Annotated in this window: 25 protein-coding genes and 1 tRNA gene; 8 read left to right on the forward strand and 18 right to left on the reverse strand. The window is 67.4% G+C overall.

The window, feature by feature from the left end:
* Positions 1-5 precede the first annotated feature (5 nt).
* The 3 genes from gspG to B5D37_RS05785 are packed head-to-tail and all read right to left on the reverse strand — an operon-like array spanning position 6 to position 3,403.
* Positions 6-461, reverse strand: a complete 456-nt coding sequence (gene gspG, locus B5D37_RS05775; protein WP_078757776.1) for a type II secretion system major pseudopilin GspG — start codon at positions 459-461, stop codon at positions 6-8.
* 11 nt (positions 462-472) lie between these two features.
* The gene (locus B5D37_RS15150; RefSeq protein WP_078757777.1) at positions 473-1,669 is read right to left on the reverse strand and encodes a type II secretion system F family protein; all 1,197 of its coding nucleotides are present in this window, start codon (positions 1,667-1,669) and stop codon (positions 473-475) included.
* Between the two features lie 6 nt (positions 1,670-1,675).
* Positions 1,676-3,403, reverse strand: coding sequence for a GspE/PulE family protein (locus tag B5D37_RS05785; RefSeq protein ID WP_078757960.1), 1,728 nt, complete (start codon positions 3,401-3,403; stop codon positions 1,676-1,678).
* Positions 3,404-3,753: 350 nt separating this feature from the next.
* On the opposite strand from B5D37_RS05785, the gene B5D37_RS14640 reads away from it, so the two are divergent.
* The 4 genes from B5D37_RS14640 to B5D37_RS05800 all read left to right on the forward strand — a co-directional run bounded on the left by B5D37_RS14640 (position 3,754) and on the right by B5D37_RS05800 (position 6,790).
* Positions 3,754-4,614, forward strand: coding sequence for a hypothetical protein (locus tag B5D37_RS14640; RefSeq protein WP_143814169.1), 861 nt, complete (start codon positions 3,754-3,756; stop codon positions 4,612-4,614).
* On the forward strand, positions 4,611-5,204 hold the full coding sequence (locus B5D37_RS05790) for a hypothetical protein (RefSeq protein WP_143814170.1): 594 nt from the start codon (positions 4,611-4,613) through the stop codon (positions 5,202-5,204). The genes B5D37_RS14640 and B5D37_RS05790 overlap by 4 nt, the downstream gene beginning before the upstream one ends.
* 159 nt (positions 5,205-5,363) lie before the next feature.
* A complete protein-coding gene (locus B5D37_RS14645) occupies positions 5,364-5,891 on the forward strand; it encodes a hypothetical protein (protein ID WP_143814171.1) in 528 nt (175 codons plus the stop codon).
* Entirely contained in the window at positions 5,888-6,790 is a 903-nt protein-coding gene (locus B5D37_RS05800; RefSeq protein WP_078757780.1) for a hypothetical protein, read from the forward strand. Before B5D37_RS14645 ends, B5D37_RS05800 begins: the two co-directional genes overlap by 4 nt.
* A 74-nt stretch (positions 6,791-6,864) precedes the next feature.
* Here B5D37_RS05800 and B5D37_RS05805 read toward each other — a convergent pair whose 3' ends face one another.
* From B5D37_RS05805 to B5D37_RS05820, 4 genes are all read right to left on the reverse strand, one after another.
* Positions 6,865-8,241: a pyridoxal-phosphate dependent enzyme gene (locus tag B5D37_RS05805; RefSeq protein ID WP_078757781.1), complete on the reverse strand. Its 1,377-nt coding sequence runs from the start codon at positions 8,239-8,241 to the stop codon at positions 6,865-6,867.
* A gap of 260 nt (positions 8,242-8,501) precedes the next feature.
* Positions 8,502-8,720: an HP1242/YdcH family protein gene (locus B5D37_RS05810; RefSeq protein WP_078757782.1), complete on the reverse strand. Its 219-nt coding sequence runs from the start codon at positions 8,718-8,720 to the stop codon at positions 8,502-8,504.
* Positions 8,721-9,090: 370 nt separating this feature from the next.
* A complete protein-coding gene (locus B5D37_RS05815; protein WP_078757783.1) occupies positions 9,091-9,690 on the reverse strand; it encodes a hypothetical protein in 600 nt (199 codons plus the stop codon).
* Positions 9,687-10,160 (reverse strand): DUF4398 domain-containing protein, encoded by a 474-nt coding sequence (locus tag B5D37_RS05820; RefSeq protein WP_234987725.1) that lies wholly within the window; start codon positions 10,158-10,160, stop codon positions 9,687-9,689. Before B5D37_RS05820 ends, B5D37_RS05815 begins: the two co-directional genes overlap by 4 nt.
* Between B5D37_RS05820 and B5D37_RS05825 the strand changes: the two genes are divergently transcribed.
* A complete protein-coding gene (locus B5D37_RS05825; protein WP_078757962.1) occupies positions 10,159-11,271 on the forward strand; it encodes a PilT/PilU family type 4a pilus ATPase in 1,113 nt (370 codons plus the stop codon). The genes B5D37_RS05820 and B5D37_RS05825 overlap by 2 nt on opposite strands.
* A 283-nt stretch (positions 11,272-11,554) precedes the next feature.
* Here the strand turns inward: B5D37_RS05825 and maiA are convergent, their stop codons facing one another.
* The 5 genes from maiA to rplM form a co-directional block, all read right to left on the reverse strand.
* A complete protein-coding gene (gene maiA / locus B5D37_RS05830; protein ID WP_078757784.1) occupies positions 11,555-12,220 on the reverse strand; it encodes a maleylacetoacetate isomerase in 666 nt (221 codons plus the stop codon).
* Positions 12,221-12,316: 96 nt separating this feature from the next.
* Complete coding sequence (locus B5D37_RS05835) at positions 12,317-13,303, reverse strand: fumarylacetoacetate hydrolase family protein (protein ID WP_078757785.1); 987 nt, start codon at positions 13,301-13,303, stop codon at positions 12,317-12,319.
* Positions 13,304-13,408: 105 nt separating this feature from the next.
* Positions 13,409-13,483: transfer RNA gene (locus tag B5D37_RS05840), tRNA-Gln, on the reverse strand.
* Between the two features lie 57 nt (positions 13,484-13,540).
* Positions 13,541-13,933, reverse strand: a complete 393-nt coding sequence (gene rpsI, locus B5D37_RS05845) for a 30S ribosomal protein S9 (protein WP_078757786.1) — start codon at positions 13,931-13,933, stop codon at positions 13,541-13,543.
* Between the two features lie 10 nt (positions 13,934-13,943).
* Positions 13,944-14,372, reverse strand: a complete 429-nt coding sequence (rplM, locus tag B5D37_RS05850; protein ID WP_078757787.1) for a 50S ribosomal protein L13 — start codon at positions 14,370-14,372, stop codon at positions 13,944-13,946.
* Between the two features lie 189 nt (positions 14,373-14,561).
* Here rplM and B5D37_RS05855 point away from each other — a divergent pair, with 189 nt between their 5' ends.
* Together B5D37_RS05855 and coq7 are read left to right on the forward strand one after the other, a co-directional pair.
* On the forward strand, positions 14,562-15,773 hold the full coding sequence (locus B5D37_RS05855) for a (Fe-S)-binding protein (protein WP_078757788.1): 1,212 nt from the start codon (positions 14,562-14,564) through the stop codon (positions 15,771-15,773).
* Entirely contained in the window at positions 15,770-16,411 is a 642-nt protein-coding gene (gene coq7 / locus B5D37_RS05860; protein ID WP_078757789.1) for a 2-polyprenyl-3-methyl-6-methoxy-1,4-benzoquinone monooxygenase, read from the forward strand. Before B5D37_RS05855 ends, coq7 begins: the two co-directional genes overlap by 4 nt.
* 258 nt (positions 16,412-16,669) lie before the next feature.
* Here coq7 and speD read toward each other — a convergent pair whose 3' ends face one another.
* Positions 16,670-17,461: an adenosylmethionine decarboxylase gene (speD, locus tag B5D37_RS05865; RefSeq protein ID WP_078757790.1), complete on the reverse strand. Its 792-nt coding sequence runs from the start codon at positions 17,459-17,461 to the stop codon at positions 16,670-16,672.
* Positions 17,462-17,629: 168 nt separating this feature from the next.
* Between speD and crp the strand changes: the two genes are divergently transcribed.
* Positions 17,630-18,325, forward strand: a complete 696-nt coding sequence (gene crp, locus B5D37_RS05870; RefSeq protein WP_078757791.1) for a cAMP-activated global transcriptional regulator CRP — start codon at positions 17,630-17,632, stop codon at positions 18,323-18,325.
* A gap of 271 nt (positions 18,326-18,596) precedes the next feature.
* Here crp and B5D37_RS05875 read toward each other — a convergent pair whose 3' ends face one another.
* The 5 genes from B5D37_RS05875 to trpE all read right to left on the reverse strand — a co-directional run bounded on the left by B5D37_RS05875 (position 18,597) and on the right by trpE (position 23,785).
* Positions 18,597-19,337, reverse strand: a complete 741-nt coding sequence (locus B5D37_RS05875; protein ID WP_078757792.1) for a haloacid dehalogenase-like hydrolase — start codon at positions 19,335-19,337, stop codon at positions 18,597-18,599.
* Positions 19,334-20,140 carry an indole-3-glycerol phosphate synthase TrpC gene (gene trpC, locus B5D37_RS05880; protein ID WP_078757793.1) on the reverse strand — a complete coding sequence of 269 codons (807 nt, stop codon included), beginning with the start codon at positions 20,138-20,140 and terminating at the stop codon, positions 19,334-19,336. Before trpC ends, B5D37_RS05875 begins: the two co-directional genes overlap by 4 nt.
* A 20-nt stretch (positions 20,141-20,160) precedes the next feature.
* Positions 20,161-21,195 carry an anthranilate phosphoribosyltransferase gene (gene trpD / locus B5D37_RS05885; protein ID WP_078757794.1) on the reverse strand — a complete coding sequence of 345 codons (1,035 nt, stop codon included), beginning with the start codon at positions 21,193-21,195 and terminating at the stop codon, positions 20,161-20,163.
* Between the two features lie 354 nt (positions 21,196-21,549).
* Positions 21,550-22,224 (reverse strand): anthranilate synthase component II, encoded by a 675-nt coding sequence (locus B5D37_RS05890; protein WP_078757795.1) that lies wholly within the window; start codon positions 22,222-22,224, stop codon positions 21,550-21,552.
* Between the two features lies 1 nt (position 22,225).
* Positions 22,226-23,785, reverse strand: a complete 1,560-nt coding sequence (trpE, locus tag B5D37_RS05895) for an anthranilate synthase component I (protein ID WP_078757796.1) — start codon at positions 23,783-23,785, stop codon at positions 22,226-22,228.
* Positions 23,786-23,799: the final 14 nt, after the last annotated feature.

Below are 23,799 nucleotides of genomic sequence, written 5' to 3' on the forward strand. Positions count from 1 at the left end.
CCGGCTCAGCGCGCCGGCAAATGCCCCACATCGGCATCGAACTCCTCGCCGCCGGGCTGGCCATCAGCCCCCAGCGAATACAGGGTGTACGGCTTGGCGCCGCTGGATGCGGGCGCATATTGGTAGGGGCGGCCCCACGGGTCGGCCGGGACGTTGTCGTCAAGATAGGGCCCGGACCATGCCTTCGCGGCACGCTCGTCGCCCGGCCGCTCCACCAGCGCCCGCAGGCCTTCTTCCGCGGTCGGGAGCCGGCCGATGTCGAGCCGCATGGTCTGCAACGCTCCGCCGAGCATCTTGATCTGGGTCTCGGCGGTCTGCACCTTGGCCTTGTCGGCCTGGCCGAAAAGCCGCGGCCCGACCAGGCCCATGATCAGGCCGATGATGACCAGGACCACGATCATCTCCAGGAGGGTGAAGCCGCGCTGGCGCGCTGCAGCGGTTTGGGGAACAGGACGGTGCATGGTGTTCTCTGTCAGATGGCCAGGTCATTGGCGCTGGTGATCGCCAGGATGACCCCGAGGATGATGGTTCCGATCATGCTTCCGATCACCAGGATCGCCAAGGGCTCGATGAGGATCAGCAAGCGCTTCATCCTGTTGCGGCCGGCCTCCTCGTAGAGCTTCGCGAGCGATTCGAGCATCGCCGGCAGCTTGCCGGAGCGCTCGCCCACGCGGACCAGATTGTAACCGGTGGCGGTCAGTGCCTCGTGGTCTTCCAGGGCATCGGCCAGGGTGCTGCCGCCGCGCACCGCGCGCGTCACCTCGCCCATGCGCGCCCGCCGGTGGGGAATCTGCAGGCCGCTCTGCGCCAGCTCCAGGCCGCGCATCACCGGCACCCGGTTGCCGAGCAGCGCCGAAAGCACCTTGGCCCAGCGCGCGGTGTCGGACTCCACCAGCCACGCACCCAGTACCGGCAGGGTCGCGGCCCGGTCCACCAGCCCCTCCCGGACACCGGGACGGCGCAGCACCACGACGCCGGCGCCCACGGCCAGCACCACCACGCCGATGAACATACCGAAGTGCTCACGCATCCACGTGCCGGAAGCCAGCACCAGCCACGCCAGCAGAGGCAGGTCCTCGGCCTGGTCAAGCAGCGAGGCGAACTTCGGCACCACGAACAGGAACATCAGCGCGACAGCAGCCGCACCGGCGAACACCAGCACGGCCGGGTACACCAGGGCGTTGCGCATTTCCGCCCGCAGGCCTTCCTCGTACTCCATCTGTTGGCCGGCATCGACCAGCGCACGCCCGAGCTCGCCGGTCAGCTCGCCGGCCCGCGCGAGTTGCACGGCGTAGTCGGGCAATGGCAACCCGCTGCCGGCGAGGGTGTCGGAGAACGGCTGGCCGCGCTGGAGCTCCTTCGACATCTTGGTGAACGCGGCGACGACCTTCGGGTGGTGGGCCGACACCGCCTGCGACCCCACCGCGTCGGAGACCGACACGCCCGAAGTCAACATGGTCGCCAGCTCCTGCAGCGCCAGGATCACGTCGTTGGCGCGCAGCCGACGCTGGCGGCCTGCCCGCTCCACGCCACCGCTGGCGGCGATCGACACCACCGAAAGTCCGCGGCGCTCCAGGACCCGCGCCGCCTCGCGCGGGCTGCCGGCGCGCAGCACGCCCTTCAGGGTCCGGCCCTCGCTGCTGACCGCGTCGTAGTCGTACCGTGCCATGGTCGGTCAGGCGCCGGTCACGCGCAGCACTTCCTCCACCGTGGTCAGGCCCTGCCACGCCTTCAGCAGGCCGTCCTCGCGGAGGAAGCGGCAGCCCTCGTCCCGCGCCTGCTGCTTCATTTCATTCACGCTGGCCCCGGTCACGATCAGGTGCTGCATCTGCTCCGACACCGGGACCATCTCGTAGATGCCCAACCGGCCGCGATAGCCGGTCTCCAGGCACCGCGGACACCCGACCGGCTCCATCCAGCGCGCGGGCTGTCCGGGGAGCACGTCAGCAGCCCAGCGCGCGGCCTCCGCCTCCAGCGGCGCAGGCACGTGGCCCGGCCGCGCGCAGGTGCACAGCCGACGTACCAGCCGCTGCGCCTGCACGGCACGCACAGGGGTCGCCACCAGGAACGGCTCCACGCCCATGTCCACCATCCGGGTGAAGGCGCTGATGGCATCGTTGGTATGCAGCGTCGACAGCACCAGGTGCCCGGTCAGCGCGGCTTGCACCGCGATCTGCGCGGTCTCCAGGTCGCGGATCTCGCCAATCATGATGACGTCAGGGTCCTGCCGGAGGATCGACCGCAACGCGCTTGCGAAGGTCAGGCCGATGTCCGGGTGGGCCTGGATCTGCGTGATCGCCGGGAGCTGGAACTCCACCGGGTCCTCGACCGTGATGATCTTCTTCAGGCCATCGTTCGCCGCGGCCAGCGAGGCATAGAGCGTCGTCGATTTACCCGAGCCGGTCGGCCCTGTGACCAGCACGATGCCGTTGGCCAGCGCCGTCCACTCGCGCATCAGCTGCAGGTGGTCGGGCTCGAATCCCAGCCGCTCCAGGCCCAGCTCCTTGCGCTCCTTGGGCAGCAGGCGCATCACGATCGATTCGCCATGCACTCCCGGCAGCGCCGATACGCGGATGTCCATCTCCTGCCCGCCCACGCGGGTGGACATGCGTCCGTCCTGCGGCAGCCGGCGCTCGGCGATGTCCATGCCCGAGATCAGTTTCAGCCGCGAGGCGACCGCATCGAAGCGGTTGCGCGGCAACGCCAGCCGCGAGTGCAGCACACCGTCGATGCGGAAGCGCACCGCGAAACGCTGCTCCTCGGGTTCCACATGAATATCCGACGCACCCTGCTCGACAGCCTGGGCCAGCAGGTTGTTGACCAGCTCCACCACCGGCGCCTCTTCGGCCATTTCCCTCAGGGCCTGGACGTCTCCGTTCTCGCTGCCGGCCGCTCCGGCGTGCCGCGACAGCACGTCCAGCATCCGCTCCAGATCCTGCGATCGGCACAGGCAGTACTGCACCGCCTGTCCGGGGAACGCCAGCCGCATCGCATCGCGCAGGGCCGGCGCCAGCGGATCGCGGGCCGCGCAGGCGAGCCCACCGGCATCGTGTTGCCACAACAGCAGTTGCTGGTCCACCAGCCAGTCCACGCCCGCAGGGGCTTGCATGGCCGCCAGCCGCAGCGCGTCCTCGTCGGGCAGGGGCAGGTCGACCCCCAGCACCGGCAGGCCCAGCTGGCGGCTGAGCGTATCCAACAGGTTGTCTTCGCTGAGCGCACCGATTCGCATCAGAACGCTGCCCAGCCGGCCGCCAAGGCGTCCCTGCAGGTCGAGGGCTCGGTCGAGATCCGCCGCGCCGATGAACCCTTCAGCCAGCAGCAGCTCACCCAGCAACGCACGCTTCCCCGGGACGGCCCCGGCGAGGGCGGCAGCTTCTTCGGTGGGCACGATTGCTTGTTCCATGGTCATCCCCGGGGCGCCCGGCGCAGGCGCGCATGCCCGATACGGCAATGCAGCAGTATATAGGCCAACGATCGGGCGGCATCTTCGTGGGAGTGCGAGCCCCGTCCCAGTACCGCACCGATACCTGAACTCTTGTTGACTCATCCCCATGCATCGGCTAGCTTGCCGCCTGCAGCTCGATGCACTCGGGATACGGCTCTCGCCGTCTCGCGCGGGCCGCACCCCGATAGCCATCGTGGTTTCCCGGGGCGCAACTGAATGCCGGCGGCTGCCGCTGTCTGGTACCAGGTGAGCAGTAGTGCATCCAGTTCGAGTTGTAAACCAACAATCCGGAAACTAGGAGTTTCGACATGTCGCTGTACAACAAGAAAAAGACCCTCGCGCTGGCCCTGGCCGCCGCCATGGTTGCCCCCGCCGCCTACGCCTACAATGTGGAGACCGCTGGCGATACCGACGCCGAGGTCGTGGCCACCCAGGTCGGTTCCGAAGTCACCATGACTGAAGCTGTCCAGCTGAACGTCGAGCTGGGCGATATCATTGTCGGCCGCACCACCGGCTTCCAGCTGCTGGTGACTCTGCGCGACGGCGCCGAGTTTGGTGACGTTGCTCCAGTCTTGGCGCCGGGCGCTGCGCTGACCGGTGGATGGACCATTACCTTGGCCGCCGGCGGCACCCAGGGTTCCACCCAGGCCCAGTTCACGTTCGAGCCCACCACCTCGACATCCACCGTGTCGGTCGGCCTGCTTGCTTCCATCGCCAACCTCGACCTGCAGGAAGTTCCCACCGCCGACGGTGCGATCACCCGTGCCCGCTTCCTGCTGCGCGATCCGGTCAGCACCGCGACCCTGCATGATTACACCCCGAACCTGATCGTCCGCGACGACGGCGTAGCCATCACCTGCACCGCCGAAGATCAGCCGTACCGCATCGACGTCGGCCAGAGCGCCTCCTTCGACCCGAAGACCGCGTTCGTGAACTTCCCGTACGAGATCGGCGGCGCCGAGTTCGTGACCGCCTCGCTGGGCACGATCGACGTCGACACCACCGCCGGCCTGACGCTGGATGGCACCGACACCCTGACCTCGACCATCACCGGCGATTTCGAGGCTTCACCAATGTGTTCCTCGCTGCCGATGACACCTGCGCGGTTTCGATCGGCGACTACACCATCAATGCGGCTGGCGACACTGCCACGCTGGAAGAGACGGTGACGGATCTGGGCGGCAGCACGGGCGACACCTCCACCGGTGGCAACCTCTGCGTGACCGTCGATGGCGAGACCCAGCTGGCGGCCCAGTCCTTCGGCATCCAGAACAGCCTGACCGTGACCCCGGGCACCGACGAAATCGTCATCGCCGGTGGCGCCTGCAACGTTGCTCCGCTGCAGTACAACGGTTCCGTGGTCGACGTCTACCACGTCAACCCGGCCGGCAACACGACGGCGCAGTCCTTCATCCGCGTGATCAACCCGTCCAACCTCGACGGCAACGTCACCGTGGTGGGCTGGGACGACAACGGCACCATGGCCGGTCCGATCAGCTTCAACCTGCCGGCAGGCAACTCCAAGCAGTTCAACTCGGTTGACCTGGAAGAGGGTGCCGTGGCCAAGGGCATCACCGGCTCGTTCGGCAACGGTGCTGGCAAGTGGCGCCTGGAAGTCACCGGCGAGTTCGACGGCATGATGGTGCAGGGCCTGAACCGCAACCAGAACGACGGCACGATCACCAACCTGACGGATGCTGACGCTCAGACCGAGCAGCAGTTCCTGCACAACAGCAACGGCGGCTTCTTCATCCCGTAAGCTGTTGCTTCATTGAGGTACAGGAACCGGGCAGCCTAGGCTGCCCGGTTTTTTTGTGCCTCTGAATCCGAACGGATACCTGCTCCGGCGACAGATCTTGCCCGGAATCCAGTCCTCCCCTACGATCGGCAGCCTTCCCCCGAAGCGAGCTTCCGAACCATGAGGATGTCACTGCTCCGCCCGTTCCTTGCCACCCTGGTCGTGTTTTCCGTCGCAAGCTGCGGCGATGATTCGGCTACTCCGCAAACGAGCACGCCGGTCGCGGACCAGGCGACAAATGCAGACACGGGTACTGCCGAGGGCACCGCCAGCACCGCAACAACACGTCGCCCTGCCACGCTGTCGGCGGATGTGCCGGAACCCGCTGCGTCCAGCAACCGCGTGATCATAGGCAATAGCCTGGCCCCTGACGGCGCCGCAATGTCCGGCCAGAACAGCTTCTCAACGGGTGATAGCGTCTATGTCTCGGCGCCGTTGGACGGCGTGCCGCCGGGCGCCAACGTCAGCGTGTACTGGACCTACGAGGACGGCAACAGCCACAAGGAAGAAACCGTGCAGGCCCCCGCCGGTGAGGAATACATAGTGTTCGAGTTTTCCGAAGCCGACGGAATGCAGCCGGGCACCTACAACGCCCAGATCGACGTGAACATGCAGCCTGTCGGGATTGCCGAGTTCCGCGTCGAGTGACACATCCACTCGCCGGGTCGGCTGACGGCCCCCGGCTCGCACTGACCGGGGTGCCGCGCGGCGGCACCACCCTCGCCTGCAGGATCCTCGACCAATGCGCCGATACGGTGGCGCTGTTCGAACCCATGCCGGTCAACGAGCTGCCCGCGGCCGACCCGACGGCAGCGGTAGCCGCCGTATCGCAATTTTTCGAGAGCACCCGCCGGCAGTTGCTCGACGACGGCACCGCCGTGGGGAAGCACCGGGGTGGGGCCCTGCCCGACAACCCGTTCTCGTCGGAGCGCAACAGCGCGGGCCGGCGCCGGCTGCAGGTCAGCCGGGGCGTGATCGAGATCGGGCGGCCGGCGAGCCGCTTCACGCTGGTGGTGAAGCACAACGCGGCGTTCACGGCGCTGCTCCCCGAGCTCGCCGCCGCGCTCCCCACTCTTGCGGTGGTGCGTAACCCGCTTTCCGTGCTGGCGTCCTGGAACTCCGTGGACCTGCCGGTGGGACGGGGCCGGCTGCCTGCGGGCGAGCGGCTCTGCCCGGCGCTGGCACGCGTGCTGGGCGCCACGCCGGACCTGCTGGAGCGCCAGCTGGAGATCCTGGGCTGGTTCTTCGGCCGCTTCCGGGAGGCGTTGCCCCCCGAGCGGGTGCTGCGCTACGAGGACATCGTGGCCTCCCAGGGCGCGCTGCTTCGCGAGCGGGCGGGGCTGGTAGGGAGCTACGACCAGCCTCTGTCCGAGCGTAATGCCAGTGCTGACTACGTGGGGGCAGACGTGGAGCGGTTCGCCAGCGCCCTGGTAGGGCGGGCTGAGTGTTGGCGACCCTGGTATGGGGAGGAGGACGTTGTGGGGCTTGTGGAGCGGCTGAGGGTGCTGTCTGGCGCGGGGGGCGGGATGGGGCGCGGTCGCGGCTGAAGCCGCTCCTATGGGGGCGGCTGGGTGGGTGGTGGGGTCGCGACTTACGTCGCTCCTACAGGTGGGGTGGGCGGTTATTCGACGCGGCGGCGGAGGTAGTTCAGGAGGTCGATGCGGGTGATCAGGCCGAGGAACTGCTCGCCATCGGTGATGATCGCCACGTGCCCCCGGTCGAACACCGGCAGCAGGGCCTCCACGGGGTCGCGGACGTCGATCTTGTCGAGCTTGCTGACCATCGCGGTGGAGACCTTGTCGCGGAAACGGGCCTCTTCGCCGTAGACGTGCATCAGCAGGTCGGATTCGTCGAGGATGCCGACCAGGCCGTCGCCGTCCATCACCGGCAGCTGGCTGACGTCGTACAGCTTCATGCGCTGGTAGGCGGTCATCAGCAGGTCGTCGGGGCCGACCACGACGGTGTCGCGCTGCGAGAACGGGCGCAGGATGAGGTCGCGCAGGTCGCCGTGCTGCTCGCGCTCGATGAAGCCGTTGTCGAGCATCCAGTAGTCGTTGTACATCTTCGACAGGTACTTGTTGCCGGTGTCGCACACCAGCACCAGCACCTTCTTGGGCATGGTCTGCTCGCGGCAATAGCGCAGGGCCGCGGCGAGTTGGGTGCCGGTCGAGGAGCCGCCAAGGATGCCCTCCTTCTCCAGCAGTTCGCGCGCGGTCAGGAAGCTCTCCTTGTCGCTGATCGCATAGGCCTTCTTGACCCGGCTGAAGTCGGAGATCGATGGCAGGAAGTCCTCGCCGATGCCTTCGACCATCCAGCTGGCGGACTTTTCCACGATCTCGCCGCGGTTGATGTAGTCCTCGAGGATCGAGCCGACCGGGTCGGCCAGGATCAGCTCGGTGTGCGGGGACTGCTCGGCAAAGCAGCGCGACAGGCCGGTCATGGTGCCCGAGCTGCCGCAACCGAAGACGATGGCGTCCAGGCCGCCGGCCTCGGCCATCTGCGCGAGGATCTCCGGTCCGGTACCGAACTCGTGCGCGGCCGGGTTGTCGGGATTGCCGAACTGGTTGATGAAATAGGCGCCCGGCGTCTCGCGGGCGAGGCGCTCGGCCAGGTCCTGGTAGTAGTCCGGGTGGCCCTTGGCGACGTCGGAGCGGGTCAGCACGACCTGCGCACCCATCGCCTTGAGGTTGAAGATCTTCTCCCGGCTCATCTTGTCCGGGACCACCAGCACCAGCTTGTAGCCCTTCTGCTGGGCCACCAGCGCCAGGCCCAGGCCGGTGTTGCCGGCGGTGCCCTCCACCAGAGTGTCGCCCGGCTTGATGTCGCCCCGTGCCTCGGCGGCCTCGATCATCTTCAGCCCGATCCGATCCTTCACCGACCCGCCCGGGTTCTGCGATTCCAGCTTGAAGTAGAGCTCGCAGGGGCCGGTGTCGAGGTGCTGGGCCTTGACGATGGGGGTGTGGCCGATGAGGTCGAGGACGGAGCGGGCGATGGGCATTTGGAAGGCGGGATCCTGTTGCCGTCTGGGGTGCGGCGGGCCCAGCGATTCTACGGGATGGGGTCACTGCCCGCCCCGCTGCAGCCTGGGCTGTTGTAGGAGCGGCTTCAGCCGCGATCGTGAAGCGGCACGGGGTGCCGATCATCCGATCGCGGCTGAAGCCGCTCCTACAGGGGCTGACGGTCCGTGGCCATGGGGCGACGGCTGGAGACGGCGGGCGGTGGTGGTCGACGAGGAAGCCGCCACCGCCCGCGCCTGTTCTAGTGCTGGCGGGAGTCGTACAACCGGGCCAGTCGGTCCTTGGCGGCCAGTTTTTCGCGCTTCATTTGCGCAAGCGTCGTGTCGTCGATCGGCAACACGCCCAGTTCGGCATCCATGACCTTTTTGTCGAGCTTCTTGTGGCGCTGGTACAGCTGCTTGAACTCGGGGTCGGAGTTGATCAGCGCTTCGATCTCGGGCTGCGGTTGTTCTTCGAACATGAAAAGCCTCCTTCAGCACATGTGCAAACGCCCCGGCCGGATGGTCGGGGCGCTGGGGGTTTCACGGCCGGGCCTCCACGCCTTTCGACGCGGGATCACGCTTGGGTACCTGGATCGCCGGAACCGGGCTTGTGGATACCTCGTTGACATCCGGGACTGGCTGCATGGGCCCTGCCTCTAATCACCGGGAGGAAAACCCCTCCTGGTGACTCGACCCTACTCCTGCATCAGGGGGTCGACAAGCGCCCGAAGTCGCGTTTCAGACCGATGGCAGACGAGGCGGGTGCGCACCGTCCGCAAAGGCCCGTGGCTGTTGGTCCACAGCCGTCCTCACCAAGCCAAGCTGCTGATGAACAACGATTTTCTAACCTCAGTCCCCGCTCTCGGCGGCTTCCAGCTCCCGCAGCAACTCCGCTTCCTGGCGGGCGAGCTCGGCCTCGCGGGCGCGGGCGGCCTTCAGGCGGGCGGCCTCTACCCCGGAGACGTTCTGCAGGGCGGATTCGATGTCCTGCAGGGCGTCGGCGTCGCTCATGGTCTGCTGGCGCAGGCGGGCCGCTTCCTCGGCCTGGATCTGGGCCTGGACACGCAGCCGCTCCGCCTCGGCACGCGCCTGAGCGGCATCGCGCCGGCTGGCCTCGACAATGAGGTCGGTGCGATCGCGTTCGAGCTGGGCGATGCGGCGCTGCATCGCTTCGGTGCGCGCGGCGATCCCGGCGATGCGCACCCGGCGCTGGGCCACGTATTCAGCGGCGTTGCGGTCGCTTCGGCGTGCACTGGCCAGCGCCTCCAGCGCCTGCCGGGCCTGCAGGCGCTCGAACGCCGCAAGGTCGCGCAGTTCCTGGTCGGCATCGAGCGAGCGCAACTCGGCGCTCAGGCGCACCACCTGCTCGTCCTCCTGGGCATGGGCCGGGGCGGCGGCAAGCAGTGCGGCGCCCAGCGCCAGCGGGAGCAGCCTGGAATAGAACTTCATCGGGTGGTCTCCCTGAGCCGCTGTTGCAACTGCTCCACCTCGGCCCGGCGCTGGGCCAGCTCGGCCGTCGCCAGTGCCTCCTGGCTCAGGGCGTGGGCCAGGTCGGCGTCTGCATGGGCGGCGGCTGCCAGGTTCCGGGCATCATCGTTCCGCCCCTCGGAGATGGCCGCCTGGGCACGAGCCAGCGCCTCCCGTGCCGCGGCGAGTTCCCCGCTGGCGTACTGGTCGGCATCCGCGCCGCTGGCCCTGACCACTGCCTGCTGGGCGTCGTTGAGTTCCACGGTGGGCGGTGGCAGTGTCGCGCAGGCGCTGATGCCGCAAGCGAGAACTGTGCCCATCAGCGCGAAGCGGATTTGTGCGAAGCTGCGTGACATAAGAGGGCCATGGTGGACGGAAATCGCCAGGCCATTGTGAACAGGCAGGCCGTGCGCATGCAACGGCTCATTGTCGAGAACGAGGGGGTTGTTCATGGACATCGGCTATTTCCTGAAGCTGATGACGGAAAAGAATGCGTCGGACATGTTCCTGTCCACCGGCGCACCGGTCTATATCAAGATCGAAGGCAAGCTGCACCCGCTCGGCAACACCGGCCTGCCGCCGGGCATGGTCAAGAAGATCGCCTACTCGCTGATGGACGAGGGCCAGGTGCCGCAGTTCGAGCGCGAGCTGGAGCTCAACATGGCCTATGCCCTGCCCGATGCCGGCCGTTTCCGCGTCAACGTGTTCAAGCAGCGTGGCGAGGTGGGCATGGTGATCCGCGCCATCCGCAGCGTGATCCCCTCGATCGAGGAGCTGCAGCTGCCGCAGGTGCTGAAGGACATCATCATGGCCCCGCGCGGCCTGGTGCTGATCGTCGGTTCCACCGGCTCGGGCAAGTCGACCACGCTGGCCTCGATGATCGATTACCGGAACAGCAACATCGCCGGCCACATCCTCACCATCGAGGATCCGATCGAATACCTGCACCGCCACAAGAAGTCGCTGGTGAACCAGCGCGAGGTCGGCCTCGACACCCACGCTTTTCACAGCGCGCTGAAGAACGCGATGCGCGAGGCGCCGGACGTGATCCTGATCGGCGAGATCCTCGACCAGACGACGATGGAGGCGGCAATTTCGTTCGCCGAGACCGGCCACCTGTGCCTGGCGACGCTGCACTCCAATAACGCCGACCAGACGCTCGAGCGCATCCTCAACTTCTTCCCCGAAGCCGCGCACAAGAACGTGCTGATGAACCTGGCACTGAACCTCAAGGCGGTGGTCAGCCAGCGACTGGTGATCGGTACCGACGGCCGCCGGCTGCCTGCTTCGGAAGTGCTGATCAACACCCCGCACATCCGCGACCTGATGCGTCGCGGCCAGGTGCACGAGATCAAGCACGCGATGGAAGAGACGCTGGAGGAAGGTATGGAGACCTTCGACCAGTGCCTGTTCCGGCTGCAGAAGCAGGGCAAGATCGAGATGGAAGAGGCGCTGCGCGCGGCCGATTCCCGCGACGGTCTGGCGCTGAAGTTCCGCCTCTCGGAAGGCGCCGGCGAGGAACACAACCCCTACGCGGACGTGTTCTCGGCCGGGGAGCAGTAGCAAGTCAGGGGCGGCGCCCTCGGCCCGCCCCGGTCCCACGTCGCGCCCCGTGGCCTGCCCGTGTAGGCGCGATGTCAGTCGCGACCCCCGGGTCCGGACGCTGTCATGTAGGAGCGGCTTCAGCCGCGATCGTGGAGTCGGCGCGTGCGGACGATGATCCGATCGCGGCTGAAGCCGCTCCTACAGGTGGCGTGGAGGTTGCGCGGGGTCGCGACTGACGTCGCTGCTACAGTTGCAGCGTCATTCGCGGAGCCGGGACGGCCCGCCGCACGGGCGCGCCGGGTTAGTTCGGCTCCGGAGCGTCGGGCTGGTTCTCGGGGCGGGCGGCTTCGAACGCGGGCAGTGCAAGGCAGGCGCGATCGATGCGGGCGATGGTCGGGAACTGCTCGATGTCGACGCCGAACCGGCGGGCGTTGTAGACCTGCGGCACCAGGCAGCAGTCGGCCACCGTCGGCAGCTCGCCATCGCAGAACTCGCCGGTGCTGGGATGTCCGTCCAGCATCTTCTCCAGCGCGGTGAAACCATCCACCACCCAGTGCCGGATCCATTCCTCGCGCTCGGGCTGCGGCACGTTCCAGGTGTTGGTGAAGTACTGCAGCACCCGAAGGTTGTTGAGCGGATGGATCTCGCAGGCAATGGTCTGCGCGATGGCGCGGACCCGCTGGCGGTCGCGCGTCGGCACCGGCATCAGCGCCGGCTGCGGCCAGGTCTCGTCCAGGTACTCGAGGATCGCCAGCGACTGCCGCAGCACGCGCTCGCCGTGCTTGAGCACCGGAACGAGTTCCTGCGGATTGAGCTCGCGGTAGTCATCCGCATGCTGCTCGCCACCATCGCGCACCAGGTGCACGGGCACGGTCTCGTACGGCAGGCCTTTCAGGTTCAGGCCGATGCGCACGCGGTATGCCGCACTCGAACGCCAGTACGAGTACAGCTTCAGCTGATCGGCCATTCGCGACCTTCCTTCAGTCATTGCGCTCCCCATTGCGCACGTTAATACGTTCCCTGTCGCAGCGGACGGCCATTCGCCGGCCAACCACGCCGCCGGTCAGGCGTCGTGGCGGTCGATGCGCTGCTCGATGGCGCCGAAAATGCTGTTGCCGTCCTTGTCCAGCATCTCGATGCGCACGGTATCGCCGAAGCTCATGAAAGGCGTGGAAGGCTTGCCGTCGCGCAGGGTCTCGACGGTGCGCTGCTCGGCGAAGCACGATGCGCCGCGGCTGGTGTCCTCGTTGGCGACGGTACCCGAGCCGACGATGGTGCCGGCCGACAGGGGGCGGGTGCGCGCGGCATGCGCCACCAGCTGGGAGAAGTCGAACTGCATGTCGATGCCCGCCTCCGGTGCGCCAAACCACTTGCCGTTGACGTGGGTCAGCAGCGGCAGATGGACCTTGTTGTCGCGCCAGGCATCACCGAGCTCGTCGGGCGTGACCAGCACCGGGCTCAGCGCCGAACGCGGCTTGGACTGCAGGAAGCCGAAGCCCTTGGCCAGCTCGCCGGGAATGAGGTTGCGCAGCGACACATCGTTGACCAGCCCGACGAGCTGGATGTGCCCTGCCGCCTGCCCGGGTGACGCCGCCATCGGGACGTCGTCGGTCACCACCACCAGCTCCGCCTCGAGGTCGATGCCGTACTCCTCGCTCGGCACCCGGACCGGATCACGCGGGCCATAGAAGCCAGCGCTCACGGCCTGGTACATCAGCGGATCGGTATAAAAGCTCTCCGGCACCTCGGCGCCGCGGGCGCGGCGGACACGCTCCACGTGCGGCAGGTAGGCGCTGCCGTCGACGAACTCGTAGGCGCGCGGCAGGGGGGACGCCAGCGCGGCCGGGTCGACATCGAAGGCGCCTTCGGCCGAACCGCTGTTGAGCTGGTCGGACAGGCTGTTGAGCCGGGGCGCGACGTTGCTCCAGTCCTCCAGCGCACGCTGCAGGGTGTCGGCGATGCCGGTAGCACGCACGGCGCGCTTGAGATCGCGGGATACGACGATCAGGGTGCCGTCGCGACCGCCTTCCTTGAGTGAGCCCAGCTTCATTGAAAACTCCTGTTCCGGCGCCTCGGCGCGATGGTTTCAATTGTAACCGAGCAACAAAAAACCCGCCTTTCGGCGGGTTCTTCGTTGGCCATTGCTGGCCTTGTATGGCAGCCCCGGATGGATTCGAACCACCGAATGCCTGAGTCAGAGTCAGGTGCCTTACCGCTTGGCGACGGGGCTATGGAAACAATTCTACCGAAGATCGGTGGATCGCGGCAAAGACTGCCGCGAAAAACCTTAACGCTTGGAGAACTGGGTGGCGCGGCGAGCCTTGTGCAGGCCGACCTTCTTGCGCTCGACTTCGCGGGCGTCGCGGGTCATGAAGCCAGCCTGGCGCAGCTCGCTCTTCAACGACTCGTCGTACTCCACCAGCGCGCGGGCGATGCCCAGGCGGATCGCACCGGCCTGGCCGGTGGTGCCGCCGCCGGCGACCGTGACCTTGACGTCGAACTTGTCGGTCGACTTGGTCAGTTCCAGCGGCTGACGCACGATCATGCGGGCGGTTTCACGACCGAAGAACTCCTCGATCGAACGCTCGTTGATGGTGATGTTGCCCTCGCCCTTGCGCAGGTACACGCGGGCGGTGGAGGACTTGCGGCGGCCGGTGCCGTAATTCTGCTGGATTGCCATGTCAGTAACCTTAGATGTCCAGCAGCTGCGGCTGCTGCGCGGTGTGCGGATGCTCGGAACCTGCGTAGACCTTGAGCTTGCGGTACATGGCGCGGCCGAGCGGATTCTTCGGCAGCATGCCCTTGACCGCGGTCTCGATGACGCGCTCGGGGTGGCGCTCAAGCGCCTGGGCGAGGGTCTCGGTCTTCAGGTTGCCGATGTAGCCGGTGAAGCGGTGGTACTTCTTGTCGGCAAGCTTGTTGCCGGTGACCACGATCTTCTCGGCGTTGATGACCACGATGTAGTCACCGGTATCGACGTGCGGGGTGTAGACCGGCTTGTGCTTGCCGCGCAGGCGGTGGGCGAGTTCGGCGGCGAGGCGGCCGAGGGTCTTGCCGGTGGCGTCGACCACGTACCAGTCACGCTGGACGGTCTCGTTCTTGGCGGTGAATGTCTTCATGACTGATCTTCTATGGGTACCTGGTCGGGCTGGTTCCGCCATGGCCGGGGGCCGTCGCCGGAACTTCACCACGCGTTGGAGTGCGGGAAATTCGCCTCGCACCTGGAGCGCGGGAACGAAAGAAGCGGAATGATAGCGGGCGCGACGGGTCATCGCAAGCCAGCTGACCGGCCATGCTAGCATCGCCGCATGTCCACCGCCATGCCCGCCCCCGCCTCCGCCCGCGACGGGGCGTTGCCGCAGGTGGACGTGGTGGTCCTGGCCGACCGCTGTGTCCAATGCGGGCTGTGCCTGCCGGCCTGCCCGACCTACCGGCATGACCGCCTGGAAGCAGATTCGCCCCGCGGCCGCATCGCACTGGCCAAGGCCTGGGCGCTGGACACCATCGATCCCACGCCCGTCGGCGATGCCCACATGGACGGCTGCCTGGGGTGCCGCAGCTGCGAGGCGGTGTGCCCGGCAGGAGTGGAGTACGGCGCCCTGCTGACCCTTGCCCGCGCGAACCAGCGCCGGCGGCGGGGTGCGACCACGCTGCAACGCCTCGTGGAATGGATTGTTGCCAGGCCCGTGCTGCTGGCGCGCCTTACGGCTGTCTATCGGCAAGCGCGCCCATGGCTTCCAGCGCGCTTGCGCTTCCTGCCGGCCCCTCCTGCCCCCGTACAGCCACGACCGCCTGAAGCAGGGTCGCCCGCCCCGGAATCGCAGGCCGCACTCTTCGTCGGCTGCATCGCCAAAGGCTACGAGGCGCCCGTGCGGACCGCGCTGTCGCACCTGTGCTTGGCCGTTGGCGTAGAGCTGGCCACGGTGCCACGACAGACGTGCTGCGGCGCCCTGCACGCACACGCGGGCAACCAGGAGGCGGCGGAGCGGCTGGCGGTCGTCAACCGAACGGCGTTCACCGGGCACGCCCGGGTACTCACCCTCGCCAGTGGCTGCCACGACGCAGTCGCCGCCCAGGTCGACGGGGAAACGATCGACGCCATCGAGTTCCTGCAGTCCCGAAGCGACCGTCTGCACTTCGCGGACGCAGGTGGCGTACGCATCGCCCTGCACCTGCCCTGCACCCAGCGCAACGTGGTGGGGTCGGTGCCCGCGCTTCGCCGCCTGCTCGCAGCAGTACCCGGATTGGAAGTGGTCGAGCTGGATGCAGGCTTCGGCTGCTGTGGCGCTGCCGGCACCGCCATGCTCACCGACCCCGAGCGGGCAGCGGAGTATCGTCGCCCCTTGCTGGACCAGCTCGCCGCCAGCGGCGCGACCCGGCTGCTCAGTGCCAACATCGGGTGTCGCCTGCACCTCGCAAACGGCACCACGCTGCCGGTGCAGCACCCGGTGGAGTTCCTCGCCGAGCGGCTGTCGCCCCGTGCCCATCCTTTCCCTGCAACCCCGGAACCCGTGACATGAGCATCCGCCACCTGACACCCCTCGACCGCATGCTCTCCGATACCCAGCGCGCCCTCGAGACGGTATTCGGTGCGCCCGCCGCCGAGCGCCCGAATCCTGCGCGCGGAGAAGCGGAAGTGGTGATGGAGGACGACGAGCGCCGCCATGCCGCGGGCCTGATGCGCATCAACCACGTGGGCGAGGTCTGCGCGCAGGCACTGTACTGCGGCCAGGCTGCGGTCGCGCGCGATGCGTCGACGCGCGAGCACCTGCTGCACGCCGCCCAGGAGGAGACCGACCACCTCGCCTGGTGTGCGGATCGGCTGCGCGAACTCGACAGCCGCCCCAGCCTGCTCAATCCCGTCTGGTATGCCAGCAGCTACGCGATTGGCGCGCTGGCCGGATTGCGCGGCGACGGCTGGAACCTCGGCTTCGTGGTGGAGACCGAGCGCCAGGTGGAAGCCCACATCGACGAGCACCTCGAGTCGCTGCCCCCCGCGGATGGTCGCAGCCGGGCGATCCTGCAGGTGATGAAGGCCGACGAGGCAAGGCACGCCGACAATGCCGAAGCGGCCGGCGCGCGGATCCTGCCGCCACCGATCCCGACGGTGATGGCCGCGGCGTCGAAGCTGATGAAGGCGATCGCCTACCGGTTCTGATCGCCCTGCGGCGAACCCGTCCTGTTCGCGCGGCGGCGAACCGACCTGCATTTGTAGGAGCGGCTTCAGCCGCGATCATGGAGCCGGCGCTCACGGCCGATCATCCGATCGCGGCTGAAGCCGCTCCTACACTCCCGGGGAAGTCCCCGCGCGGGACAGCAGCCCTTCTCGTAGGAGCGACGTAAGTCGCGACCACGAAGCTCCGCTGGGACGTACAGGTCGCGACTCACGTCGCTCCTACACGTCCCGCAAATGGGCTCAGTCGACCAGGTTGCGGCCGTGGTAGAGCTCTTCGATCTCGCGCTTGAGCCGCGCTTCGATCTTCATGCGCTCCTTGAACGAAAGGTTCCGCGCCTTCTCCTCGAACAGGTACTGGTCCAGGTCGAAGTCCTTCAGGTGCATCTTGGTGTGGAAGATGTTCTCCTGGTAGACGTTGACGTCCAGCATCTCGTAGCGGGCCTTGATGTTCTTGGCCAGGTAGTTCTGGATCGAGTTGATCTTGTGGTCGATGTAGTGCTTCTTGCCCTTGATGTCACGGGTGAAGCCACGCACCCGGTAGTCCATCACGACGATGTCCGACTCCAGGCTCTCGATCAGGTAGTTCAGTGCCTTCAGCGGCGAGATGACGCCGCAGGTCGCCACGTCGATGTCGGCGCGGAAGGTCGCGATGCCGTTGTCCGGATGGGTCTCCGGATACGTGTGCACGGTGATGTGCGACTTGTCCATGTGCGCGACCACCGCGTCGGAGATCACGCCCTTGGCCTGCGACTTGTCGATCACCGGCTCCTCGGAGATGAGGATGGTCACCGACGCGCCCTGCGGATCGTAGTCCTGCCGGGCGATGTTGAGGATGTTGGCGCCGATGATGTCCGCCACATCCGTGAGGATCTGGGTCAGCCGGTCGGCGTTGTAGGCCTCGTCGATGTACTCGATGTATCGCTGCCGCTCCTCTTCGGAGGCGGCGAAGCTGACGTCGTAGATATTGAACGAGAGTGCCTTGGTGAGGTTGTTGAAACCCTGCAACCTCAGGCGCGGCAACGGTTTGACCACGATGATGTCCGGAACGTCGGGGGAGGCGGCGATTATGGGGCAATCGGCCGCCGGGGGAAAACCGGTGCAGAATGTGACCGGCTGCTCGTTCAGGCCGGCGCCTGTCCCGCCGTGACAGGATTTGCCACTCGCCGCCAGTTCGACCTAAGCTGAATCGACCATAGCTAGATGATCCCCATGTCCGCCAGCCCGGTAGCCCCCCTGAATCCGTTGCGCCGAAGCAATCCGCTGTTGCCGGATGGCGCGGTCATCGAACGCTTCCTCGCCCACTGCCATCGGCGACGCTACCCCTCGCGGACGGACGTCTTCCGCCCCGGGGACCCCGCCAGCACGCTCTACTACGTGATCGCGGGCTCGGTCAGCATCATCACCGAGGAAGATGACGGCCGTGAGCTGGTGCTGGGCTACTTCGGCCCTGGCGAGTTCGTCGGCGAGCTCGGGCTGTTCATCGAGAACGAGCGGCGCGAAGTCATCCTGCGGACCCGTACTCCCTGCGAACTGGCCGAGATCGGCCACGACCGCTTCTACGACCTGTTGCTGTCGCGGCTGGCACCCGATGCGCCAAAGCTGCTGTACGCCATCGGCGCCCAGATTTCCCGGCGCCTGCTCGACACCAGCCGCAAGGCCGGGCGCCTGGCCTTCCTGGACGTCACCGACCGCATCGTGCGGGCGCTGCACGACCTGGCCAAGGAGCCGGAGGCGATGAGCCACCCCGACGGCACCCAGCTGCGGGTTTCGCGCCAGGAGCTGTCCCGCCTGGTCGGCTGCTCTCGCGAGATGGCCGGCCGCGTGCTGAAGAAGCTGCAGGCGGACGGCAAGCTGCATGCACGCGGCAAGACCGTGGTGCTGTACGGCACGCGCTAGCGGCAGTCGCTGTCGACGTACACATCCGAGCGGCCTCCGGGCCGCTCGTTCGTTTGTAGGAGCGGCTTCAGCCGCGATCGTGGAGTCGGCATTCACGGCCGATCATCCGATCGCGGCTGAAGCCGCTCCTACATTTCGCGGACGTCGTTGCTGCGCCGCTGCCCGTGTAGGAGCGACGTGAGTCGCGACCTGTACGCCGCATCATCGGAGCTGCGCGGTTGCCGGAGTTGCGCGGTCGCGACTGACGTCGTTCCTACAGGAAGCGCCCGGGTCAGCGCACCGGCTCACCGGCGCGGCCGGGGCAGCCCCAGTTGAGGATCGGCGTACCGGGCGGCAGGACGCCGCGAAACATCTCGACGCGATCCGCCTTGGGGTTCACCACCACCGGCTTGCGGGCCGCCAGCAGCAGCGGCAGGTCCGCGCTGCTGTCGGTGTAGGCGATGGCGACCGGCGCGGTGAAGCCGGCTTCGCGCAGCATCACCATCTTCATCTCGTTGTGGCAGTGGCGGGTGGCGACCACGGCACCGAAGCGCGGCCCGACCTGGGTTCCGACCACCGGCACGTCCTCGTGGGCGACGAAGGCCAGGATCGCGCGCGCGAGTTCTGGTGGCGCACCGGTCGCCACCACCACCTGGTCACCGGCTTCGCGGTGGCCGTGCAGCACGTCCAGTGCTATCGGCAACAGGTGGGACTTGATGACACCGGTATGCAGGGCCACGTAGCGGTCGATCAGCGCGTCCAGGTCGCGGCGGCGATGGAAACCGATGGTGCCGGCCCAAACGAACGCCGAGATGCCCACGCGCCGGGTCGGCAGGAACGCGATCATCGGTGCGAACACCGGCGCGATCAGCAGCGCCAGGCCGATGCGCCACCAGCGGCGCTTGATCAGCCACTTGAACAGGTGGCCGCCGGAATCGCCGTCGTACAGGGTGTGGTCGAAATCGAACACCACCAGCGGCGCGCCTTCGCGTACCGGCGGGTACTCGCGCGGCTCCGGCCCGGCCAGGCTCATGCCGCGAACAGCCGCTGCAGCGCGGCGCCCGGATCACGCTCGCGCATGAAGGATTCACCGATCAGGAAGGTGTCGATGCCGGCGCCGCGCAGGCGGGCGACGTCCTCCCTGGTGGCGATGCCGCTCTCGGTGACCATCGTCCGGTCCGGCGGCACCATGGCCTTCAGCGCGAGCGAGTTCTCGATCGACACCTCGAAGGTACGCAGGTTGCGGTTGTTGACGCCGACCAGCTCGCAGTCGGCCTGCAATGCACGCTCGAGCTCGTCGACGTCATGCACCTCGACCAGCACGTCCATCCCGAGTTCGTGTGCCAGGTTCGCCATTTCCACCAGGGGTCCATCCTCGAGTGCGGCCACGATCAGGAGGATACAGTCCGCGCCGATCATCCGCGCTTCGTACACCTGGTAGGGGTCGACGATGAAGTCCTTGCGCAGCACCGGCAGCGCGCACGCCTCGCGCGCCTCGCCCAGGTAGCGGTTGCTGCCCTGGAAGAAGTCGACGTCGGTCAGCACCGACAGGCATGCGGCACCGCCCGCCTCGTAGCTGCGCGCAATCGCGGCGGGATCGAAGTCCGCGCGGATCAGGCCTTTCGAAGGGCTGGCCTTCTTGACCTCGGCGATGACGGCGGCCTCGCCGGCCGCATGCTTGCGGCGGATCGCGGCAGCGAACCCACGGGTGGGCGGCTGGTGGCCGGCACGTGCACGCACGCTGTCGAGCGAACGGATCCTGCTGCGCTGTTCGATCTCTTCGTGCTTGCGCGCGAGGATCTTCTGGAGGATGTCGGGGTTCGGCGGTGTCGGCATGGCGGCGTCGGGTTCCTGTTCTATTGTCCGGCCAGCTCGCGCGTCACCGCGACGAACTCGTCCAACCTGGCGCGCGCAGCGCCCGATGCGATGGCCTTGCGTGCTCGATCGATGCCGTCGGCGATGTCCTCGGCCACGCCCGCCACGTACAGCGCGGCGCCGGCATTGAGGGCGACGATCTCGCGCGGAAGGCCTTCGACGTTCTCCAGCGCCTGCATCACCATCGCCTTCGATTCCTCCGGCCCGGTGACACCGAGGTTGCGGCTGGCCGCCATGGAGATTCCGAAGTCTTCCGGATGGATGTCGTACTCGCGCACCTTGCCATCGCGCAGTTCACCGACCAGCGAACCGGCGCCCAGCGAGAGCTCGTCCATGCCGTCGCGGCCCCAGACCACCAGCGCGCGCTCGGCGCCCAGTTCCTCCAGCACGCGGACCTGGATACCGACCAGGTCGGGATGGAACACCCCCATCAGGATCGCCGGTGCACTGGCCGGGTTGGTCAGTGGGCCAAGGATGTTGAAGATCGTGCGCACACCCATCTCGCGCCGCACCGGGGCGACGGCCTTCATCGCCGGATGGTGCAGTGGCGCGTACATAAAGCCGATGCCGGTGCGATCGATGCATTGTGCGACCTGCGCCGGCTGCAGTTCGATCGCAGCGCCCAGTGCCTCGAATGCGTCGGCGCTGCCGGACTTCGAAGACACGCTGCGGCCGCCATGCTTGGCGACCCGGCCACCAGCCGCGGCAATGACGAAGGTGCTCGCGGTGGAAATATTGAATGTGTTGGCGCCATCGCCGCCGGTGCCGACGATGTCGACCAGGTGCGTGCGGTCAGCCACCTCGACCGGCAAGGCGAACTCGCGCATCACCCGCGCCGCGCCGGCGATCTCGCCGACGGTTTCCTTCTTGACCCGCAGGCCGGTCAGGATCGCCGCGGTCATGGTCGGGCTGACTTCGCCGCGCATGATCATGCGCATCAGCTCGACCATCTCGTCGTGGAAGATCTCGCGGTGCTCGATCGTGCGTTGCAGGGCTTCTTGCGGGGTCATGGGCATGGGCTTGGCCGTAGGAGCGACGTCAGTCGCGACCTGGTCATGGGTGGGAGGGTTGCGGGGTCGCGACTGACGTCGCTCCTACAGCGGGGTGGGGCTCCGGCGCTACCGGATCCGGCGTCTGTTGTAGGAGCGGCTTCAGCCGCGATCGTGGAACCGGCGCGGACGGACGGTTCGGGTTCGCGGCTGAAGCCGCTCCTACAAAACGTGGAACCGGCGCGGGCGGACGGCTGTGGATCGCGGATGAAGCCGCTCCTACACCCCGTAGGAAGTCCCCATGGGGGATAGAACCGCGGCGCAGCCCGGTTGAAAGGATGCAGGGTCGTGTGCGCTAAGCCGGTCACGTCAGCCACGACTTCAGCGCTCCAGGAAGTTCTTCAGCAGCGCGTGGCCGTGCTCGGTCAGGATTGACTCGGGGTGGAACTGCACGCCCTCGACCGGATGTTCGCGATGGCGCAGGCCCATGATCTCGTCGAAGGCGGGGGTGCCCCGGGAGCCCGGCATGCTCGACACGCCGCTTGCGCCCGATGCGCCCGATGCGCCCGATGCGCCAGCGCCAGCGTCGGCATTCGCTTCACCCGCCTCCACCTCGGTCCAGGCGGTGATCTCCAGGCAGTCCGGCAGCGTGTCGCGGGCCACGACCAGCGAGTGGTAGCGCGTGGCTTCGTAACCGTCTGGCAGGCCCTTGAACACGCCCCGGCCTTCGTGGCGGATGCGCGAGGTCTTGCCGTGCATGATCGTCTTCGCGCGCACGACTTCGCCGCCGTAGGCCTGCCCCAGGCTCTGGTGTCCCAGGCACACGCCAAACACGGGGATGCGGGGACCGAGGTGCTTCATCACGTCCAGCGACACACCCGCCTCGTCCGGCGTGCAGGGGCCGGGCGAGATCACGATGCGCTCGGGCGCCAGCGCCTCGATCTGCGCGACCGACAGCTCATCGTTGCGCACCACCTTCACCTCGGCGCCCAGCATCTGCAGGTACTGCACGAGGTTCCAGGTGAAACTGTCGTAGTTGTCGATCATCAACAGCACGTCACAACCCCCGTGCTGCTTCGGCGACGGCGCGGAACAGCGCCCTGCCCTTGTTCATGGTCTCTTCCCATTCCTTCTGCGGGTCGGAGTCGTGCACGATGCCGGCGCCGGCCTGCACGTGCAGCCGCCCGTCCTGGATGACCGCGGTGCGGATGGCGATCGCGGTGTCCGCATCGCCATGCCAGCCCAGGTAGCCGATCGAGCCGGCATAGACGTTGCGCTTGATCGGCTCCAGCTCGCGGATCACCTCGAGCGCGCGGATCTTGGGCGCGCCGCTGACGGTGCCGGCGGGGAAGGTGGCGCGCAGCACGTCGGCATAGGACAGGCCCGGCTGCAGGGTGCCGGTCACCTCGCTGACGATATGCATGACGTGGCTGTAGCGCTCGACCACGAACTGCTCGCCCACCTCGACCGTGCCCGGCTGGCTGACCCGGCCGACATCGTTGCGGCCGAGGTCGATCAGCATCAGGTGCTCGGCGCGCTCCTTGGGATCGGCCAGCAGCTCGGCCTCCATCGCGATGTCCTGCTCGTGCGTCTCCCCGCGCGGGCGGGTTCCGGCGAGTGGGCGCACGGTGATGGTGCCCTGCCCCTGCGCATCGTGCTGCAGGCGTACCAGGATCTCGGGAGAGGAACCGACCACCTGCATCTCGCCGACATCCAGGAAGTACATGTACGGCGACGGGTTGAGTGCCCGCAGCGCTCGGTACACGTCGACCGGGCGGGCCTTGAACGGCACGCTCAGGCGCTGGCTCAGCACCACCTGGAAGATGTCGCCGGCGCGGATGTATTCCTTCGACTTCTCCACCGCCTCGATGAAGCCTTCGCGGGTGAAGCCGGACTGGAAGTCGGCCTCCTCCAGCCCGTTCGGGTCGATGGTTTCCGGATAGGTCGTACCGCCCGTGCGCAGCCGGTGCACCAGCTGGTCCAGCCGCCGGTTGGCCTTCGCATACGCTTGCGGCTCGCTCGGGTCGGCGTGCACCACCAGGTAGAGCCGGCCCTTGAGATTGTCGAAGACCGCGACCTCTTCGCTCAGCATCAGAAGGATGTCGGGCGTGCCCAGCTCGTCGGGCTTGTGTGCCCCGTCGGCCTGCGGCCCGGCCAGGCGAGGCTCGATGTACTGGATGCACTCGAACCCGAACCACCCGACCAGCCCGCCGGTGAAGCCCGGCAGGCCCTCGATGCGGGGGACGGAGAACTGGCTGCGCAGGCCTTCGACCTCGGCGAAGGGATCCTCCACGTCGCGGGCCTCGACCAGCTCGCCGTGCTCGGTGACGTACAGCGTGTGCCCGGCAAAGGCGTAGACCCGGCGCGCCGGCAGTCCGATGATCGAGTAGCGGCCGAAGCGCTCGCCGCCCTCGACCGATTCGAACAGGTAGGTATGGGGGCCGTCGGCGAGCTTCAGGTACACCGACAGCGGCGTGTCGAGATCCGACAGGACCTCGCGGACGACCGGGATGCGGGTATGGCCTTCGGCGGCCTGTTGCTGGAACCGCTCGAGCTGCGGATCAGGCGTTGTGGATGCGCTGGGCGCGGCGTGCGCGGAGCTGTTGGGCGATGTCATGCGGCATTTCCTGG

This window comes from Lysobacter spongiicola DSM 21749 (assembly GCF_900167055.1).
GTDB classification, from domain to species: domain Bacteria; phylum Pseudomonadota; class Gammaproteobacteria; order Xanthomonadales; family Xanthomonadaceae; genus Novilysobacter; species Novilysobacter spongiicola.

Coding starts and splice junctions, on each gene's coding strand:
- B5D37_RS05825 (WP_078757962.1), top strand. CDS start 10,159: ATGGACATCGGCTATTTCCTGAAGCTGATGACGGAAAAGAATGCGTCG.
- maiA (WP_078757784.1), bottom strand. CDS start 12,220: ATGGCCGATCAGCTGAAGCTGTACTCGTACTGGCGTTCGAGTGCGGCA.
- B5D37_RS05805 (WP_078757781.1), bottom strand. CDS start 8,241: ATGCCCATCGCCCGCTCCGTCCTCGACCTCATCGGCCACACCCCCATC.
- gspG (WP_078757776.1), bottom strand. CDS start 461: ATGCACCGTCCTGTTCCCCAAACCGCTGCAGCGCGCCAGCGCGGCTTC.
- B5D37_RS05820 (WP_234987725.1), bottom strand. CDS start 10,160: ATGAACAACCCCCTCGTTCTCGACAATGAGCCGTTGCATGCGCACGGC.
- rpsI (WP_078757786.1), bottom strand. CDS start 13,933: ATGGCAATCCAGCAGAATTACGGCACCGGCCGCCGCAAGTCCTCCACC.
- trpC (WP_078757793.1), bottom strand. CDS start 20,140: ATGCCGACACCGCCGAACCCCGACATCCTCCAGAAGATCCTCGCGCGC.
- B5D37_RS05875 (WP_078757792.1), bottom strand. CDS start 19,337: ATGAGCCTGGCCGGGCCGGAGCCGCGCGAGTACCCGCCGGTACGCGAA.
- B5D37_RS05810 (WP_078757782.1), bottom strand. CDS start 8,720: ATGTTCGAAGAACAACCGCAGCCCGAGATCGAAGCGCTGATCAACTCC.
- B5D37_RS05835 (WP_078757785.1), bottom strand. CDS start 13,303: ATGAAGCTGGGCTCACTCAAGGAAGGCGGTCGCGACGGCACCCTGATC.
- B5D37_RS15150 (WP_078757777.1), bottom strand. CDS start 1,669: ATGGCACGGTACGACTACGACGCGGTCAGCAGCGAGGGCCGGACCCTG.
- B5D37_RS05785 (WP_078757960.1), bottom strand. CDS start 3,403: ATGGAACAAGCAATCGTGCCCACCGAAGAAGCTGCCGCCCTCGCCGGG.
- trpE (WP_078757796.1), bottom strand. CDS start 23,785: ATGACATCGCCCAACAGCTCCGCGCACGCCGCGCCCAGCGCATCCACA.
- B5D37_RS05855 (WP_078757788.1), top strand. CDS start 14,562: ATGTCCACCGCCATGCCCGCCCCCGCCTCCGCCCGCGACGGGGCGTTG.
- B5D37_RS14645 (WP_143814171.1), top strand. CDS start 5,364: ATGAGGATGTCACTGCTCCGCCCGTTCCTTGCCACCCTGGTCGTGTTT.
- rplM (WP_078757787.1), bottom strand. CDS start 14,372: ATGAAGACATTCACCGCCAAGAACGAGACCGTCCAGCGTGACTGGTAC.
- B5D37_RS05815 (WP_078757783.1), bottom strand. CDS start 9,690: ATGAAGTTCTATTCCAGGCTGCTCCCGCTGGCGCTGGGCGCCGCACTG.
- crp (WP_078757791.1), top strand. CDS start 17,630: ATGATCCCCATGTCCGCCAGCCCGGTAGCCCCCCTGAATCCGTTGCGC.
- trpD (WP_078757794.1), bottom strand. CDS start 21,195: ATGCCCATGACCCCGCAAGAAGCCCTGCAACGCACGATCGAGCACCGC.
- B5D37_RS14640 (WP_143814169.1), top strand. CDS start 3,754: ATGTCGCTGTACAACAAGAAAAAGACCCTCGCGCTGGCCCTGGCCGCC.
- coq7 (WP_078757789.1), top strand. CDS start 15,770: ATGAGCATCCGCCACCTGACACCCCTCGACCGCATGCTCTCCGATACC.